This window comes from Caenimonas sedimenti (assembly GCF_007833165.1).
GTDB lineage: Bacteria > Pseudomonadota > Gammaproteobacteria > Burkholderiales > Burkholderiaceae_C > Ramlibacter > Ramlibacter sedimenti.
This window is the reverse complement of sequence record NZ_VOBQ01000017.1, coordinates 57343-75890: the sequence shown is the minus strand read 5'-3', so window position 1 is coordinate 75890 and position 18548 is coordinate 57343. Positions and strand designations below refer to the sequence as shown.

Genomic DNA, 18548 nt, shown 5'->3' with positions numbered 1-18548 from the left:
GCACATCGAAGAGGGCCGGCGGGTGTGGCGGAACCACATTTTCCCGGGCGCTGCGCCCGGCCAGACTGGATGACAGGGTGCCCCATCCGCTGGAGGGTGCCCGCACACAACATCGGAGACGACATGAACGCAACCTCTCACACGAAGCTCAGGCCGCTGGCCTGGAGCGGGCTGGCCACGGCGGCGCTGCTGGCCGGCTGCGGCGGCGACGACGGCCCACCCGCGCAACCACTGGCCTGCGCCGACTTGTCCGGCATGGCCATCCCCGCCTCGGCCATCGGCCTGCCGACCAGCGGCGGCACCGTGACCACGGCGACCATGGTCGCGGCCAGCGGCACCGGAGCGGCGGCCGTGCCCGAGCATTGCCTGGTCTCGGCCAGCATCTCGCCGGTCGATGCGACCGCGCCGAAGATCCTGTTGCGCGTCGCGCTGCCGGGCACCTGGAACTCCAAGGTGCTGATGTACGGGGGCGGCGGCTTCGACGGCTCGATCCCCAACGTGGCCGGCAATGTTCCCGCCGGTCCGACCGACGCGCCCTTGCCGCTCGCGCGCGGCTACGCGGTGTTCGCGAGCGACTCGGGGCACCAGGCCGGCGCCAGAGGATCCCTCGACGGCTCGTTCGGCCTCAACGACGAGGCCTTGCGCAACTGGGGCGGCGACGCGCTGAAGAAGACGCGCGATGCAGCGGTGTTCCTCGTGAAGGCGCGCTACGCCGGCAACCCGGCGAAAGCCTACTTCGCAGGCGGCTCCACCGGCGGCCGCGAAGCGCTGCAGAGCATCCAGCGCTGGCCGAACGACTGGGACGGCGCGATCGCGTGGTACCCGGCCTGGAACCAGGCGTCGGCGATGCTGGGCGGCCAGAAGGCCTCGATCACGCTGGCCAGGCCGGGCGCCTATCCGAACGGCGCGAAGCGCCTGGCCGTGTTCCAGGCCGCCATGCAGGCCTGCGACGGACTCGACGGGGTCACCGACGGCCTCATCGCCAACCAGGCCGCCTGCAATGCGAGCTTCGATCCCGCCACCGCCATGGTGAACGGGGCCCCGCTACGCTGCGCTGGCGGCGCGGACACCGCCGACACCTGCCTGTCCGACGTGCAGATCGATGCGCTGAAGACGATGAATGCCCCCGTGAAGTTCGGCTTCACGCTGACCAGCGGCGAGACCGGCTACCCCGGCTACAACATCTGGGGCGCGGACCTGGGCATCCCCTCTTTCACCGCAGCCATCCAGCCGACCATCACGTTCCTGAACCTGGGTTCGAGCCAGCCGGCCAACCCGATGCCGGCGACCGCGCCGTACATCAGCCAGCAGCTCGACCAGGTCCTGAAGAACATCATCACGCGCGACCAGGCCTTCGATCCGCTGACGTTCGACCCCACCCTGCCCAATGCCGCCCTGGCGCCGCGCTGGGGCTTGCTGAGCAGCATGATCGATCAGTCCACCGACATCTCCGGTTTCGCCGCGCGCGGCGGCAAGCTGCTGCTGGCGCATGGCTTGCATGACGCGCTGGTGAGCTCCCGCGCCACCGCCGACTACTACGGACGGCTGCGCCAGCGCTTCGGCGCCGCCACCGCGGACAGCTTCATCCGGTACTACGAGGTCGCCGGCTTCGGCCATGCCTTCAGCAGCCAGTTCAACGCGACCTGGGATTCGCTGACGGCACTGGAGCAATGGGCAGAGAAAGGGGCGGCGCCGAGCGGGCAGATCACCCGCGACACAGTCGGCGTGCCCGGCCGCACGCGGCCGCTGTGCGACCACCCCACGTGGCCGCGCTACAAGGGCACGGGCGACGTGAACGTGGCGTCCTCGTACAACTGCGTGAACTGAAGTCCGATGGAGAGTGGCGCCGTCATGTCCGATCTCGAAGACTTCGTCCTCGACGACGAGCTGCGCGGCGGCGCCACCGTCATGCCATTCCCCGGCGGGCCGCTGGCCGCGCCATGGGCCGGCGCCGCGCTCCACGCGTTCCGGGACGCGCGGTCCTCCGAGCCGCTGCTCACGCTTCCGGAGAGGGCAGCACTCGACGCGGCGCCGTGGCTGACGGGCCTGCCCGCGGCGGCCCGCGACGAGATCGTCCGGCATTGCCGGGTGCGAAACCTCCGCGCCGACGAGAGCGTGCACGCGGCGGGCGACGGGCCCGTGCTTTGCGGCGTCGCCTCTGGCGCCTTGCGCATCCGCCTGCGCCGGCCCCACTCGGAAGCGCTCGACTACTTTCCCGCCGGCACCTGGCTCGTCGATCCTGGGCGGATGGCGGCCGCCTCTTCGCTGCTGGTCCTGGAGGCCCATCGCCGGGCCACCGTCGTCACCATGCCGGCCGAGACGCTCAGCTCGCTCATCCAGCGCCATCGCTGCCTGCAGCAGCCGCTGCTGGAAGCCGGCTGGAACCTGATGGCTCGCCTGATGGGCATCCTCGAGGAATTCTCGACCCTGCCCCTGAAGCTGCGCGTGGCGCGCTGCCTGCTGCGCCTCGCCGGCCACTTCGGCGTGCAGGAAGACGGCGGCATCCGGATCGTGCTGGCCATCAACCAGACCGAGCTCGCCCTCCTGGTTCGTGCCAGCCGGCAGCGGCTCAATCTCGAGCTGAAATCGCTGGAAGCTCAGGGCGCGCTGCGGATCGGAAAAGAGCTGCTCATCACGGGTTCCGCCGCGCTGAAATCCATGGCCTGAGCCGCGGGCGAATATATTCGCCCGGTGCCGAAAGCAAACAACAGCCGGATGGGCTTCGCCGGCGCCCTCCTGCGCCGCGGCCGCGAAGAACGCCTGCCCCTCGCCACGGGCGGCCTCGCCTTCGCCACCGTGCTCTCCATGGTGCCGCTGCTCGCGGTCAGCTTTGCCTTGTTCGCGCGCGTCCCGGCCCTGCGCCCCGCCGGTGAGGCGATCCGCGAGTCGCTGCTGCGCGGCCTGCTGCCCGCCGACATCACCCGGACGATGGTCAAGTACCTCGGGCAGTTCACAGGAAACGCGAGCGGTCTCACACTGGTCGGCTTCATGGCCCTCCTGGTGTCCGCCCTGGCCCTGTTGCTGAACGTGGAGAACACCCTCAACCGGATCTGGCAGGTGAAGAAGCCGCGGCCGTGGGTGCAGCGGGCCCTGCTGTATGCCTGCCTGGTGCTCGCGGGGCCGGTATTGCTCGGGGCCAGCTTGTGGGCCACGTCGTACCTGCTCGCCGCATCCGATGCGCTGCTGGCATCGCGTCCGGACTGGTGGCCCCATGCCCTGAGCGTCGGGCCGGTGATGCTGGGTGCTGCCGGCTTCGCCTGCCTGTTCCGCTTCGTGCCGCACACGGCCGTGCGCTGGCGCCACGCGGCAGCCGGTGGCCTGCTCGCCGGCATCGCTTTCGAACTGGGCAAACGCGGTTTCGCGATCTACCTGGCCAACGTGCCTGCCTACCGGACCATCTACGGTGCCTTTGCCCCTCTGCTTGCGTTCCTGATCTGGGTGTACTACTCGTGGTTCATCACGCTGGCCGCGGCGCTGGTCAGCGCGGGCCTGGGACGCGGCGGTTCCTCGGGGCGCCGCTTGTCACCCGCGTAGCGTTCGCGGCATTTGTCACGGTGGGCCCCGGCCAATTGCGCTACCCTCCCCGCGCACAGGAGGGACGATTGAACCAGCTCCCAGCTTTCTTCGCCGCCGCTTGGCTGATGGCGTTCGCCGGTGGCGCGCAAGCCTTGCAGATCACCAGCTTCACTCCGCAAGGCGAGATCGCCCGCGTGCGCCAGGTCGTTGCCAAGTTCGACGAAGCGGCTGTCACCTTCGGCGACCCGAAGGCGCCCGCGCCGCTCGCGCTGAGTTGCAGCGACGCGCAGGTGAGCAAGGGCAACGGCCGCTGGACCAGCGACCGCGAGTGGGTGTTCGACTTCGAGAACGACCTTCCGCCCGGCGTGGCCTGCACCGTGCAGTCCAAAGCGGGCTTCAAGTCCCCGCGTGGTGCCGAACTGCCTTCCACCACCTACAAGTTCAACACTGGCGGCCCCTTCGTCCAGCAGATCCGGCCCGGCACCTCGCAGCGCATCGACGAGGAGCAGTTCTTCGCGCTGCAGCTGAACGGCGCGGCCACGCTGCAGAGCGTGCGCGACAACGTCTGGTGCAGCGCGGAAGGCCTGGGCGAGCGCGTCCCGATCCGCCTGCTCGAAGGTGCGGAGCGCACCGCGTTCCTGAAGTCGCTTGGCCTGGAGAAACCGGCCGCGCAGGATCCGCTGCGCCACGTGACCTTCGCCTGCAACCGGCGGCTGGCGCCCAACGCCAAGGTGCAGGTGATCTACGGCAAGGGCGTGGCCACGCCCAGCGGCATCGCGAACGCGGTGGAGCGGCGCTTCAACTTCCAGGTGCGCGAGCCGTTCGCCGCCACCTTCAGCTGCGAGCGCGAGAACGCGCAGGCCGCCTGCATGCCGATCCGGCCGATGTCGCTGTCCTTCAACGCGCCGGTGCCGCGCAAGCTGGCGGAGCGCATCGTGCTGAAGTCCGCCAAGGCGACCTTCAAGCCTGCCTTCGGCAAGGACACCGACGGCGAGGATGTGGTCAACGACATCGCCTTCCGCGACATCTTTCCCGAGCAGACGGCCTTCACCGTGGAACTTCCGCCGGATTTCAAGGATGCGTCCGGCCGGCCTTTGCGCAACGCGGACAATTTTCCGCTGAAGGTCAGCACCGCCGCGATGCCGCCGCTGGCCAAGTTTGCGGCGGCACCCTTCGGCATCGTCGAGCGCTTCGCCGAACCTGACAGCGGGCCGCTGCTGCCCATCACCGTGCGCAACGTCGAACCGGCGCTGCGCGCGGCGACCCTCAGCCCCGGCCAGATCAGCGACCTGCAGGCGCGCACCGATGCCGACATCATCGCGTGGTTCCGCAAGGTGGCGCGCTACAACGAGTGGCAAGTGCCACGCGAAGCCGCGAAGGTCGACGTCAAGGGACCGCTGCCGAAATCGCTGGACGCGAACGACAAGGAATGGGTGCAGGGGCGCATGGTGTCGCTGCTGGGCGGGCAGGCGAACGTGAAGACGGTGGACCTGCCCAAGCCCCAGGGCGGCGATCCGCGGCCGTTCGAGGTGGTCGGCATTCCGCTCACGCCCGGCTTCCACGTCGTGGAGATCGCCTCGCCCATGCTCGGCCAGTCGCTGCTGGACGAACGCCACGGCAAGCCGCGAACCATGTACGTGCGCACCTCGGCACTCGTCACCAACCTCGCCGTCCACTTCAAATTGGGGCGTGAGAACTCCGTCGCCTGGGTGACCACGCTGGACAAGGGCCAGGCCGTTCCCAATGCGCGTGTGAACGTTTCGGACTGCCAGGGCAAGCTGCTGGCCAGTGCGACGGCCAATGCGCAGGGCGTTGCCTCCTTCACCAACCTCGCGCCGCAGGCGCCGCGCTGCAGCGGCTCCGACGAACACCGCGAAGCCTATTTCGTGAGCGCACGTGCCGCCGACGACCTGGCTTTCACGTGGACCGACTGGTACCGCGGCATCGAGCCCTGGCGCTTCAACGTGCCGACCAGCCGCGAGGCGCAGCCCGACGAGCGCATGCACACCATCTTCGACCGCACGCTGCTGCGTGCCGGGGAGACCGTGTCCATGAAGCACGTGGCGCGGACCGAGACCGCCACCGGATTCGGGGTCCCGCGGCAATTGCCGACCGAGCTGTCGATCACGCACGTCGGCAGCGGCCAGCAGTTCACGCAGCCGCTGACGTGGCGCAAGACCGCCACAGGAGGCAGCAGCGCGGAGAGCACGTTCCAGGTGCCGCCCGCCGCCAAGCTGGGCCAGTACCAGGTGGAACTGAAAAGCCTGGGCGAGAAGGACAAGCTCGACCGGAGCGCCACCACGGGTGAATTCCGCGTCGAGGAGTTCCGGCTGCCGGTGCTGGAAGGCCGTGTCACGCCGGCCGAGAAGAAGCCGCTGGTGCAGGTGACCAGCGTGCCGGCGCAGGTGCAGGTGAACTACGTCGCCGGGGGCGCCGCAGCGAATCTTCCGGTGCGCGTGTCGGCCATGGTGCGCGGCATGACGCTGGGGTTCCGCGACTACGACGAATTCAGTTTCCAGCCACCGCGCGCCCGGCGCGAGGGCGGCAATGACGAGGAAGATCCCGCAGCCTCGCGCGATGCCAAAGTGATCGCCGACAAGCTCCCGGTCACGCTGGACCGCAACGGCACGGGTCAAGTGACGGTGCCGGGCATCCCATCGTCCAGGCGCGCGCAGGAACTCGTGCTGGAAGCGAGCTATGCCGATCCCAACGGCGAGATCCAGACGCTGCGCAGCGTGCAGACCGTCTGGCCGGCCGGCGTGGTCGCCGGCATCAAGACCGAGGGCTGGGTCTCCGCCAGCCAGAAGATCGGCTTCCAGGCGCTGGCGCTGCAACCGGACGGCAAGCCAGCCGCCAACGTGCCGCTGGAAGTGAAGGCGACCGCCCGCGTCACCACCACCAGCCGCAAGCGCATGGTCGGCGGGTTCTACACCTACGACAACAGGACGGAAGTGAAGGAACTCGGCACGGTCTGCAGCGGCAACAGCGATGCGCGCGGGCTGCTGCTGTGCGAAGCGAAACTGGAGCAAGCCGGCGAGGTGGAACTGGTCGCCAGTGCCAAGGACCCCGAAGGCCGCGTCGCGCAAGCGGCGAGCTCGGTGTGGGTGACGAAGCGTGGCGAACTCTGGTTCGGCGGCGAGGACCACGATCGCATCGACGTGCTGCCCGAGAAGAAGGCCTACCAGCCCGGCGAGACGGCCAAGTTCCAGGTGCGCATGCCGTTCCGCTTCGCCACCGCGCTCGTCGCGGTGGAGCGCGAAGGCGTGCTGGAAACGCACGTGGTGCAATTGAACGGCAACGATCCCACGGTCAGCCTCAAAGTGGGCGCCGGCTGGGGGCCCAACGCCTACATCAGCGTGCTGGCCCTGCGCGGCCGGTTGCGTGAAGTGCCCTGGTACAGCTTCTTCACCTGGGGCTTCAAGGCGCCTCGTGAATGGTGGACGGCCTTCTGGTTCGAAGGACGCGAATGGGTCGCGCCGACAGCGCTCGTGGACCTGAGCAAGCCGGCGTTCCGCCTGGGCCTGGCCGAGATCCGCGTGGCGACGAAGGGACACGAGCTCGCGGTGGCCGTGCAGGCCGACAAGGAGGCCTACCCGGTGCGCGGGCAGGCGCGCGTGACCATCACGGCGAAACTTCCAAACGGCCAACCGGCCGCCAACGCCGAAGTGGCCCTGGCCGCCGTGGACCAGGCTTTGCTGGAGCTGATGCCGAACCACAGCTGGAACCTGCTGGATGCGATGCTGAAGCGCCGGTCCTGGGGCGTGGAAACGTCCACGGCGCACATGGAGATCATCGGGCGCCGGCACTACGGCCGCAAGGCGGTACCGGCGGGCGGCGGCGGCGGCAAGAGCCCCACCCGCGAACTGCTCGACACGCTGCTGCTCTGGAACCCGAAGGTGCAGCTGGATGCCAATGGCCAGGCCGTGGTGACCGTGCCGCTGAACGACGCGCTCACCAGCTTCCGCATCGTCGCCGTGGCCGATGCCGGCACCGGCATGTTCGGCACCGGGCAGACGACCATCCGCGCCACGCAGGACCTGCAGATCATCAGCGGCCTGCCGCCTTTGGTGCGCGAGGACGACCAGTTCCGTGCGCAGATCACCTTGCGCAACACCACAGCCAAGGCGATGAAGGTGGAGGTGGCGCCGCGCGCGACACTGCTCACGCTGGCGCCGCAGACCGTCGACATCCCGCCCAATGAAGCGCGCGAAGTCGCGTGGAACGTGACGGCGCCGGCGCAGCTGGCGTGGACGCGCAGCGAAGCCCTGCTGTGGGAAATCGAAGCGAAAGACACCCTGGGCGGTGCGCGCGACGCCTTGAAGGCGCGGCAACGCATCGTTCCCGCGGTCCCGCTCACCGTGCAGCAGGCGACGCTGGTGCAGGTGGACGGGCCGCTGTCGCTGGAGGTCGCGGCACCCGCTGACGCCCTGCCTGGCCGCGGCGGCATGAAACTGGCGCTGCAGCCCAAGCTGGCCGAAGGGCTGCCGGGCGTGCGCGACTGGTTCGCGGCTTATCCCTTCATCTGCCTGGAGCAGAAGACCAGCAAGTCGGTCGGCCTGCGCGACGCGAAGCTGTGGCAGTCCGTGGTGGCCCAGTTGCCGACGTACCTGGATGCGGACGGTCTCGCGAATTACTTCCCGCCGCGCGATGGCGATGCCAACCGCGGCAGCGACGTGCTGACGGCCTACCTGCTCGCGGCCACGCATGAAGCGTCGGCGATCAACCCGGCGTTCGCCTTGCCCGATGAAGCGCGCGCGCCGATGGAACGCGGCCTGACGGCCTTCGTCGAAGGCCGCATCCAGCGCGAGTTCTGGAGCCCGCGCAAGGACCTGGACGTGCGCAAGCTGGCGGCGCTGGAAGCGCTCTCGCGCTACGGCAAGGCGCAGGGCCGCATGACGGCCAGCATCACCATCGCGCCCAACCAGTGGCCCACGCATGCCGTCATCGACTGGCTGAACATCCTGAAGCGCGTCGCCGACGTGCCGCAACGCGAGCAGCGGCTGGCGGAAGCGATGCAGGTCTTGCGCTCGCGCCTGTCGTTCCAGGGCACCAAAGCGATCTTCAGCACGGAGAAGGACGACTACTGGTGGTGGCTGATGACCAACGGCGACGTCAATACCGCCCGCCTCCTGCTGGCGGTGATGGACGACCCCGCCTGGAAGGACGACATGCCGCGGCTGGCCAACGGTTTCATCGCGCGCCAGCAGCGTGGTGCCTGGCACACGACCACCGCCAACCTCTGGGGCGGCCTGGCGCTGGAGAAGTTCTCGGCGAAATTCGAGGCCGTGCCGGTCGCGGGCGCCACCCGCGCCGTCATGGGCGGCGGCAACGCGGCGGTCGATTGGGCCAAGGTGGACCGGGTGAAGACCACGGACGCCGCCGGCGCCCCGCACCAGACCACCGCCTTCGGCGCACCCGCCGCGGCGGGGAACTTGCGCAACAACACGGCGTTCCTGCCCTGGAGCCAAGGCGTCACGAAGGACACCCTCACGGTTGCGCACCAAGGGCCCGGCAAGCCCTGGCTCACCATGCAATCGGTGGCGGCGGTGGACTTGAAAGCACCCTTCAGCGCCGGCTACGTGCTGAAGAAGACCATCACGCCGGTGGAGCAGGCGGCCCCCGGCAAGTACTCGCGCGGCGATGTGCTGCGCGTGACGCTAGAGATCAATGCCTCCGCTGACATGACCTGGGTGGTGGTCACCGACCCCATCCCAGGCGGCAGCACGTTGCTGGGCGGCGGCCTCGGCCGCGATTCGCAGATCGCCACCGCCGGCCAGCAGCGCCCCGCCGGCAGCGCCTGGCCGGCGTTCGAGGAGCGAAGCTTCGAGGCTTTCCGCGGCTACTTCGAATATGTGCCCAAGGGCGTCTTCAAGATCGAATACACGCTGCGGCTGAACAACGTGGGCGAGTTCGCCATGCCGCCGAGCCGGGTGGAGGCGATGTATGCGCCGGAGATGTTCGGTGAGGTGCCGAATGCACGGGTCAAGGTGGAGGCCGGGCGGTGAAGCTGGCTCGTGCCTGGCTGGCGGCGACGGCGCTGTGCGCCCTTCAATCTGCGCACGCCCTGCCCACTTTCGACGAAGTTCGCGCCGCGCACCGTGCTTCCGACAGCGTGCTCCTCGACCGGCATGGCGAAGTGCTGCATCGCCTGCGCACGGACCCCAAGCTGCGCCGGGGCGAATGGGTCCGCCTTGAAGACATCTCCCCGGCCCTGCGCCACGCCATCCTGGCCTCGGAGGACAAGCGCTTCCACGAACACAGCGGCGTCGACTGGCGCGCCGCTTCGGCGGCCGCCTGGGGCAACCTGTGGAACACGCGCACGCGCGGTGCCTCCACCATCACCATGCAACTGGCCGGCTTGCTGGAGGATGGCCTGCGGCAGGATGGCGGCGGGCGCAGCGTGGCCCAGAAGGTGGGCCAGACGGTCGCCGCGCAGGTGCTGGACCGCCGCTGGCGCAAGGACCAGATCCTGGAGGCCTATCTCAACCTGGTGCCGTTCCGCGGCGAGATCGTGGGGGTGGATGCCCTCTCGCGTACGCTGTTCGGCAAGGCAGCGCATGGGCTGGACCTGCAGGAAGCGGCGGTGGCGGCGGCGCTGGTGCGCTCGCCGAATGCGAAGCCCGCCGTGCTGGCCCGCCGGGCTTGCGGCGTGCTGCGCGACATGCAGCCGCCCGGCGCGAAGGCCGACTGCGAAGCACTCGACGTCTTCGCCACCTCGGCGCTGCAGCGCAAGGCCATGATGGCGAGCGAGGGCATCGCGCCGCACCTCGCGCGCCGGCTGCTGCCCGCTGGCGCGCCGCCGCGCGTCTCCTCCACCGTGCGTGCTGACCTGCAGCGCTTCGCCACGTCGGCCCTGCGCCAGCAGCTTTCCGAACTCCGTGGCCGCAACGTGCAGGATGGCGCGGTGGTCGTGCTGGACAACGCGACGGGCGAGGTGCTGGCCTGGGTCGGCTCCTCCGGCAGTTTCAGCGCCGCCGGCGAGGTGGACGGTGTGCTGGCGCCGCGCCAGCCAGGGTCCACGCTCAAGCCCTTTCTCTACGCCCAGGCCCTCGCGGAACAGCGGATCACGGCCGCTTCGCTGCTGGAGGATTCGCCTGCCCACATCCCGACCGCAGCCGGGCTCTACGTGCCGCAGAACTATGACCGGCAGTTCAAGGGCTGGGTCACGGTGCGTACCGCGCTCGGCGCCTCGCTCAACGTGCCGGCCGTGCGCACGCTGGTGATGGTTTCGCCGGACGCTTTCCACCGGCAGTTGCGGGCGCTGGGGCTGCCGCTGAAGGAGTCCGGCGGGTATTACGGCTACAGCCTGGCGCTGGGCAGTGCGGAGGTGCCGCTGCTGCAGTTGACGAATGCGTATCGGGTGCTGGCGAATGGGGGGCGGTTCAGCGAGGTCCGGACCACGCGCGCGCCCCCCTCCCAACCTTCCCCCGGAGGGGGGAGGAGCAACAGCCAGGCGATCGATCCGGCAGCGGCCTTCATCGTCACCGACATCCTCGCCGACCCCAACGCCCGCGCACGCACCTTCGGCACCGACAGCCTGCTGGCCACGCGCTTCTGGACGGCCGTGAAGACCGGGACCAGCAAGGACATGCGCGACAACTGGGCGCTCGGCTATTCGCAGCGCTACACCGTGGGCGTCTGGGTCGGCAACGCTGCCGGTGCGCCCATGCACGACGTCAGCGGCACCAGCGGCGCCGCGCCGGTCTGGGCCGCCGTCATGCAGCACCTGCATGCGCGCGAACCCAGCCGCGCGCCGGCGCCGCCGGCCAGGCTGATCGCACAGCAGGTGGCCTTCGGCGGAACGGAAGCGCCACGCCGCGAGTGGTTCGTGCCGGGCACGCAGCAGGCGGCTTTTGCGCTGGCCTCCGGTGAAAGCCGCCAGGGCGCCCCCTTCATCCGGCAACCGGCGGCCGGCGCGATCATCGCGCTGGACCCCGACATCCCGCCGCGTCACCAACGCCTGCGCTTCAGCGCCGGCGGCGCGGCCACCGGACTGCGCTGGCGCCTGGACGGCAAGGAATTCGCCCAGGGCGCCGATGCCGCCTGGCTGCCCTGGCCGGGCCGGCACGTGGTGCAGCTCACCGACGCGCGCGGCACCGTGCTGGACGAGGTGCGGATCGAGGTGCGCGGAGCCGGCGTGAGAAAAATGGTGACCGACCCCAAAACTCTTCAAGCCGTCGCGCACCCGGGCCGTTAGCATCCTTGGATCGCCGAGGAGACAACACCGTGCCAGTGATCACCAACATCGAAGACCTGCGCGTGCTCGCGAAGAAGCGCGTGCCCCGGATGTTCTACGACTACGCCGATTCCGGCTCGTGGACGGAAAGCACGTACCGCGCGAACGAGGCGGATTTCAACCGCATCCTGTTCCGCCAGCGCGTGGCGGTGAACATGGAAGGCCGCAGCACGCGCACGAAGATGCTGGGCCAGGACGTGGCGATGCCGGTGGCCATCGCGCCCACCGGCCTGACCGGCATGCAGCATGCCGACGGCGAGATCCTCGCCGCCAGGGCCGCCAAGAAGTTCGGCATCCCCTTCACGCTGTCCACCATGAGCATCTGCTCCATCGAGGACATCGCCGCCGCGACCGATCGGCACCCGTTCTGGTTCCAACTGTACGTGATGCGCGACCGCGGCTTCATCGAACGGCTGATCGACCGGGCCAAAGCCGCCAACTGCTCGGCGCTCGTGGTCACGCTCGACCTGCAGATCCTCGGCCAGCGCCACAAGGACCTGAAGAACGGCCTGTCGGCACCGCCCAAGCTGACCATCCCCAACATCCTCAACATGATGACCAAGCCGCGCTGGTGCCTGGGCATGCTGGGCACCCGGCGCCACAACTTCGGCAACATCTTCGGCCACGTCGAGGGCATCGAGAACATGGGCTCGCTGTCCGAATGGACGGCCAAGCAGTTCGACCCGGCGCTGTCGTGGGCTGACGTCGAATGGATCAAGAAGCGCTGGGGCGGCAAGCTGATCCTGAAAGGCATCCAGGACCTGGAGGACGCCGAGCTGGCCGTGAACTCCGGCGCCGATGCCGTCATCGTCTCCAACCACGGCGGCCGCCAGCTCGATGGCGCGCCCTCCTCCATTTCCGCGCTGCCGGCCATCGTCGACGCTGTCGGCAGCCGCATCGAGGTGCACATGGATGGCGGCATCCGTTCGGGCCAGCACGTTCTGAAAGCCGTGGCGCTGGGCGCCAAGGGCACCTACATCGGACGCGCCATGCTGTACGGGCTGGGCGCGATGGGCGAGGCCGGGGTGGACGCCGCGCTCGCGATCATCCACAAGGAGCTCGACCTGTCGATGGCCTTCTGCGGCCGCACCGACATCGCCAAGGTCGACAAGGGCATCCTGCTCCCAGGCAGCTGGGAGCATCTGGGCGCGCGGCAGTAAAGGCCCTCAGCGCTCTCCCAGCTTGCGGGGCGGCACCGTCTTCAGGTACGTGAAGAGCGCCTGGGCGTCCACGTCGTTCATCTTCGCCAGCGATTCGAATGGCATCACCGCGATCGCCGTGCCGTCCGGCCGCTTGCCGGTGCGCAGCATGGCGGTGAAGGCGGCGGCATCCGTGTAGCGGGACATCGCCGTGCCCTCTCCCGGCGTGAGATTCGCGGCAGCCGGCCAGTCCGGCGGTCCGCCGGGGATCTTGCCGCCCGCCAGTTTCTCACCGTGGCAGCCGATGCAGGCATTGGCGACATAGGCGCCGTGCCGCGCGTCCACGGCGGCCGGCACGGGCTGCGCCGGCGGGAGCGTGTGGTCGATCTTGGCGGCCGCCTCGGGGATGGCACCGAAGCCATAGAGCACGCGCACCGGCAGCGGCAGATCGACCGCGCCCGGGCCGCCCTTCGCCGGCGGCAAGCTGCGCACGTAGGCCACGAGCGCCGCCAGGTCCTCGTCGGTGAAACGGTTGTAGTCCTCGCTGGGCATCACCATCGCGGGCCGGCCATCGGGTTTCACGCCGTGCCGGATGATGCGCACCCAGTCTTCCGGCTGGTAGCCCGCCACCACGCCGCCTTGGGAGATGTCGGGTCCGCGCAGCCGCATGGCGCCGTCGTTGACGAAATCGCGCCCGCCGCCGCTGGCCCCATGGCAGTCGGTGCAGCCGCGCGACAGGAACAGGTACTTGCCGCGCTCCAGCGCCAGCTCGCCGCTGGCGTCAGCGACCGGCTTCACGGCCACCTGCACCACGCGGTTCATCCTGCGCTCCGCCATCTGCGCGCCCAGCACCGCCGCGCCCGCCACCAGCAGCACGAGCACGCCCACGCCGCCCGCGGTCCACTTGATCCAGGGTTTCATCGTTCCTCGCTCCATCCTCAAGGGGCGGGATTCTAGGGACGTGTCAGCAGAGTCCCAGTGAACCTTTGCACGCTTGCGGCGAGTTCGTGCGCGAGGCGGCAGAATTCGAGAACTGTGCCCACCCTGCGCCGCATCGCCCACCTCGACATGGACGCGTTCTTCGCGTCGGTGGAGCTGCTGCGCTATCCGCAGCTGAAAGGCCTGCCGGTGGTCATCGGCGGCGGGCACCGCAAGGTCGACGAGCTGCTGGCGGAAAAGTACGCGGGGCGACCCCGCAGTGCCATCCGCGTCGAGGACTTCCCGCTGCTGAAGGACTATGCCGGGCGCGGCGTCATCACCACCGCGACCTATCCGGCGCGCCAGTTCGGGGTGGGCTCGGCGATGGGGATGATGAAGGCGGCGAAGCTGTGTCCGCAGGCCATCGTGCTGCCGGTGGATTTCGAGGAGGTGCGGCGCTATTCGCGCGGCTTCAAGGCGATCATCCGCGAGATCGCCCCGTTGGTCGAAGACCGCGGCGTGGACGAGGTCTACATCGACTTCACCGACGTGCCGGGCGGCCAACGCGATGGCGGGCGGGTGCTGGCGCGCCTCATCCAGAAAGCCATCTTCGACGCGACCGCCCTCACCTGCTCCATCGGCGTGGCGCCCAACAAGCTGATCGCCAAGATGGCGAGCGAGTTCAACAAGCCGAACGGCATCTCGATCGTCTACCAGGAGGATGTGCAGACGAAGATCTGGCCGCTGCCGGTGCGCAAGATCAACGGCATCGGCCCGAAGGCGGAAGTGAAACTCGCCAAGCTGCACCTGCACACCATCGGGGACATCGCGGCGCAAGAGCGCGCGTGGCTGATCGACAACTTCGGCCAGGCCTACGGGGCCTGGATGCACGACGCCGCCTGGGGCCGCGACGACCGACCCGTGGTCACGGAATCAGAACCGGTCTCGATGAGCCGCGAGACCACCTTCGACCGTGACCTGCACGCGGTGCGCGACCGCGCGGAGCTCGGCGCGATCTTCACCGACCTGTGCGTTCGGGTCGCTGAAGACCTGCGGCGCAAGGGCTACGTCGGCAAGACCATCGGCATCAAGCTGCGCTACGACGACTTCCGCATCGCCACGCGCGACCAGACCATCGAGGACTTCACCGCGGATGCCGCCACCATCCGCCGCATCGCGGGCCAGTGCCTGAAGCGGGTGGACCTGGGCCGGCGGCTGCGCCTGCTCGGCGTGCGCGTGGGGAAGCTCGCCAAGGCGGACAGCATCGCGCCGCCGGCCCCGGAGGGACAGGCGGCGCCACACAAAGCGGCCGAACAGACGTTCGACCTGTTCGCAGACCCTCGTTAGATACTGGGGTCCGGCTCGTCGGTCTCGCTGGTCGCGAGCTTCGCTTCACCCAGCGTGATCGGCTCGGCGCTGTCGGCGCCGGTCAACGTGCGCTGTTGCTGCACGAAGCTGATCGCCTCCGTCGACGTGTTGGTCGCCGTCACCGGAACGTCGGTGCCGGCCACGAGAGCGGGGCCGCTGTCGCCCCCGCCGCCGCCGCATGCCACCAGCAGGGGACCGGCGATCACCATCGCGGGCAACAGGCGGCTTCTGGCAAATCGGTTCATCGCATGCTCCTTGGGATGGTTCAACGCGAACCCGGATTCGGCGTGTTGAGGTACGGGAAGCCCGGCAGGAAGGGCACCACGGCCTGGTCGACACCATCGTGCACCGCGGCCGACGTGGCGCCCAGCGGCACGCTGGACGGCTTGCAGGCGGAAGTGACGCCGGCCACGCCGGGGATGGAGTTCAGCTTCAGGCCGTCGTTGTCGCCGTTGATCACGCAGAGGCCACCCAGCATCGCCACCAGTGCGATGTCGACCACGTCGTCCTTGGGACGGCGGCCGTTCGGGAAGCCGGCCAGGTCCTTCGCTTGCGACAGGTTCGCGAGCCCGCCGACGCGCAGCACTTCACCAGCCACGCCCAGTCGGTTCTGGTCGGCGAAGGCCACCGGCGCGATGGCGGTGTTCAGGCGCAGCATTTCCGAAGCCGTCACGGTCGCGGGCTTGTTGACGCCGGTGATGCCGGTCAGGAACACCGTGGCCAGGTCGGTCCGCGGCAGGTTGGTCGGCGCGAGGCCGGCGGCGTTGTTCGCGAGCACCAGTCCCAGGAGCGCGGGCAGCGTCGGGTTGGTGACGTAGTCGAGGAACTGGCCGTCGCCCGAGGGCTTGCTGGCGTTGAACTTGTCCTTGTCGCGCAGGCCGATCACGACCTCGTTGACCAGCGGATGGCCGAGGCGCGAGACCTGCGTCCAGGCGCCGCCGTTCTTGTCGGATGTCTGGTGGCCCGAGGCGGGGGCGCCGGACAACAAGCGGGCCTGGCGCAGGCTGGCGGTGGTCCAGCCGCCGATGACCGTTTCGCTGCCCGCGGTCAGGCAGTCCTTGTGAACTTCGATCGCCAGCGACGTGACGTTCTTGCCCTGGATGGAGTTGGCCGCGAACGCGTTGATCAGCTGCGGATTGGTGACCTGCGCGGCGGTCGCATTCACCAGGTCGAAGATCGGGCCGAGATTGACGGCGAAGCCTTCCTGCCGCTGCCCGACGAACACGCGCCCGCTGTCCTTGCCGCTGGGGCACCCGGGGATCTTGACGGAGTGGATGTGCTTGCCCGCGTACGAGGCGTAGGCGGCATCGTCGCCCAGCGTCTTGACGCCGATGTAGTCGACCGGCTTCTCGAAGGTGGCGGCGCCGCCGTCCTTGGTGACGGCTTGCACGGTGCCCTTGCGGCGGTCGCCGCGGACGATGCTGACCGAGTAGGTTTCGGCGACGTTGAGGTTGGGGTCTGACACGCGCGACACTGCACCAGCCTGCGTGAGGGGAATCGCCACGGACTTGCTGCCGATCGGCAGCTCGACGCCCTTGCCGGCATTGGCCAGCGTGTTGTTGAAGCGGAACTGGAAGGTGAGGTCTTCCTTCGCGTCGCCGTTGTTGTCGAGATGGATCTCGTACAGCGCGTTCGGGTCCAGCTTGAAGTAGTTCGGCCCGCCGTACCCGTCCTGCAACGGCAGGTAGTTCGCGATCAGGGTGACGTAGTCGCTGCGTCCCGCTTCGTAGCTGCGGAACATGTAGAAGTCCGTCCCGTCCGCCTTCGGGCTGGTCGTGATGAACGGTGCTTCGCGATGGCTGGAAGCGAAGCTGAAACTGGCGGCGCAGGCGGTGGCGACCGCCAGCATTCCCGCAGCCAAGGGGCTGACGCGCATGAAGCTCTCCTTTTGTTCGAACCGATGACCGGCCCGAACGCAATACGGAGCGAAGCGCGCGCTGGATTCACATATCTTTGCACGGCCTGTCCAGCTCGACAGTGCCGCGCGTCGCGGTTCTATACTGCGCCGCATGAGTGGGGACCCGACGAACCTGCAAACCTTGCTGGCGCAGACCGCGCGCGGCGATCACCGGGCCTTCGAGGAGGTCTACCGGCGCACGCACGCGCATCTGTTCGGCCTTGCGCTTCGTATGTTGGGGCGTGAGCAGGCCGCTGAAGACGTGTTGCAGGAAGCTTTCGTCAGCATCTGGAAGAGCGCCTCGCTCTACCGGACGCAGGTGGAAGGCCAGGAGATCCAGCCGATGACCTGGCTGATCGCGATCGTCCGCAACAAGGCGCTGGATGCCTTGCGGGCCCGGACGCGCCGGCGCGAGAGCGAACTGCCCGAGCCTGGGGAGGCCGACGAGGATGAAGGCGCTTTCGGCGGCGATGCCGCGCCGAGCGCGCTCGAGCTCTTCGCGCAGGCCACCCGCGCGCTGCGGCTGGAAGATTGCCTGAGCGAGCTCGACGGCAGCCATCGCCAGAGCCTCGCGCTGGCGTACTACCAGGGTTTGTCGCACAGCGAAGTGGCGAGCCAGATGGGTGCCCCGCTGGGGTCGGTGAAAGCCTGGATCCGGCGCGGCCTCGACAAGCTCAAGTCCTGCCTGCAGGCGGCGGGAACGGCATGAAGTACAGCGACCCGGCACTCGTCGACCAGCTCGCGGCGCGGTATGCATTGGGCACGCTGTCGGGCGGGGCGCGGCGCCGCTTCGAGCGGCTGCGGGCGCATCGCAGCGACGTCGCGCTGGCCGTGGCGGCGTGGGAATCCCGCCTCGGGCGGCTGGCGCAGTCCGTGCCGCCGGCGCGGCCCTCGCCGCGCGTCTGGGAAGCCATCGCGCGGCGCACCATGCCGCCGGCGCGCGCCGAATCTCCAGCGGTGCCCGCGCGTGGCGGCTGGCGCTGGGCGGGCTTCGGCTTCGGCGGTTTTGCCGCTGGCCTCGTGGCCGCGTTCGCCTTCTTCCTGACGGCCCCGGCGGTCTTTCTCACGACCGACCAGCTGGCCATGCGCACCGGCGAGAAGCTGCCGCAAAGCTACGTGGGCCTGCTCACCGACGCCGCGGGCGACGGCAAGCTGCTGGTGAGTTCGCTGCGGCACGGCCGGACGATGACGGTGAAGGTGATCGGGCCGCTGGCGCCGCCGGCCGCCGGCAAGCAACTCGTGCTCTGGGCCGTGCCCCCCACCGGCGCGCCGTTCGTGCTGGGCGGTGTGCCCGGCAGCGGATCGGCCGTTTCGCAACTCCCCGATACCTCGGAACGGCTGCTGTCCAAGGTGACCAGGCTGCTGGTCACCGAGGAGGCGAGCGCCACCCCGGCCACGCCTGGTACCCCGGTCTACACCGGCAATTGCGCGAAGCTTTGGTGATCCGCCGCTAAGCCTTTCCGAGGCTGGGCGC

At 69.2% G+C, this 18548-nt stretch carries 12 protein-coding genes; 9 read left to right on the top strand and 3 right to left on the bottom strand.

Annotated elements, in window-relative coordinates:
* The first annotated feature begins 123 nt into the window (after window positions 1-123).
* From FN976_RS21110 to FN976_RS21085, 6 genes are all read left to right on the top strand, one after another.
* Window positions 124-1827, top strand: a complete 1704-nt coding sequence (locus tag FN976_RS21110) for a tannase/feruloyl esterase family alpha/beta hydrolase (RefSeq protein WP_145895048.1) — start codon at window positions 124-126, stop codon at window positions 1825-1827.
* A 24-nt stretch (window positions 1828-1851) separates the two neighbouring features.
* The gene (locus tag FN976_RS21105) at window positions 1852-2667 is read left to right on the top strand and encodes a Crp/Fnr family transcriptional regulator (protein ID WP_145895047.1); all 816 of its coding nucleotides are present in this window, start codon (window positions 1852-1854) and stop codon (window positions 2665-2667) included.
* A 24-nt stretch (window positions 2668-2691) separates the two neighbouring features.
* Window positions 2692-3534, top strand: a complete 843-nt coding sequence (locus tag FN976_RS21100) for a YihY family inner membrane protein (RefSeq protein ID WP_255440649.1) — start codon at window positions 2692-2694, stop codon at window positions 3532-3534.
* Window positions 3535-3641: 107 nt separating this feature from the next.
* On the top strand, window positions 3642-9521 hold the full coding sequence (locus FN976_RS21095) for an alpha-2-macroglobulin family protein (RefSeq protein ID WP_145895144.1): 5880 nt from the start codon (window positions 3642-3644) through the stop codon (window positions 9519-9521).
* A complete protein-coding gene (gene pbpC / locus FN976_RS21090; RefSeq protein ID WP_145895046.1) occupies window positions 9518-11713 on the top strand; it encodes a penicillin-binding protein 1C in 2196 nt (731 codons plus the stop codon). The genes FN976_RS21095 and pbpC overlap by 4 nt, the downstream gene beginning before the upstream one ends.
* A gap of 29 nt (window positions 11714-11742) precedes the next feature.
* On the top strand, window positions 11743-12912 hold the full coding sequence (locus tag FN976_RS21085) for an alpha-hydroxy acid oxidase (RefSeq protein ID WP_145895045.1): 1170 nt from the start codon (window positions 11743-11745) through the stop codon (window positions 12910-12912).
* A gap of 6 nt (window positions 12913-12918) precedes the next feature.
* Here FN976_RS21085 and FN976_RS21080 read toward each other — a convergent pair whose 3' ends face one another.
* Window positions 12919-13812 (bottom strand): c-type cytochrome, encoded by an 894-nt coding sequence (locus FN976_RS21080; protein WP_145895044.1) that lies wholly within the window; start codon window positions 13810-13812, stop codon window positions 12919-12921.
* Window positions 13813-13959: 147 nt separating this feature from the next.
* On the opposite strand from FN976_RS21080, the gene dinB reads away from it, so the two are divergent.
* A complete protein-coding gene (gene dinB, locus FN976_RS21075; RefSeq protein WP_145895143.1) occupies window positions 13960-15156 on the top strand; it encodes a DNA polymerase IV in 1197 nt (398 codons plus the stop codon).
* On the opposite strand, the gene FN976_RS21070 is transcribed toward dinB, so the two are convergent.
* Entirely contained in the window at window positions 15153-15422 is a 270-nt protein-coding gene (locus tag FN976_RS21070) for a hypothetical protein (protein ID WP_145895043.1), read from the bottom strand. The two genes, dinB and FN976_RS21070, sit on opposite strands and share 4 nt — an antisense overlap.
* A 20-nt stretch (window positions 15423-15442) precedes the next feature.
* On the bottom strand, window positions 15443-17053 hold the full coding sequence (locus FN976_RS21065; RefSeq protein ID WP_145895042.1) for a DUF4331 domain-containing protein: 1611 nt from the start codon (window positions 17051-17053) through the stop codon (window positions 15443-15445).
* 133 nt (window positions 17054-17186) lie between these two features.
* Between FN976_RS21065 and FN976_RS21060 the strand changes: the two genes are divergently transcribed.
* Both FN976_RS21060 and FN976_RS21055 read left to right on the top strand, forming a co-directional pair.
* Entirely contained in the window at window positions 17187-17783 is a 597-nt protein-coding gene (locus FN976_RS21060) for a sigma-70 family RNA polymerase sigma factor (RefSeq protein WP_145895041.1), read from the top strand.
* The gene (locus FN976_RS21055; protein ID WP_145895040.1) at window positions 17780-18517 is read left to right on the top strand and encodes an anti-sigma factor; all 738 of its coding nucleotides are present in this window, start codon (window positions 17780-17782) and stop codon (window positions 18515-18517) included. The genes FN976_RS21060 and FN976_RS21055 overlap by 4 nt, the downstream gene beginning before the upstream one ends.
* Window positions 18518-18548: the final 31 nt, after the last annotated feature.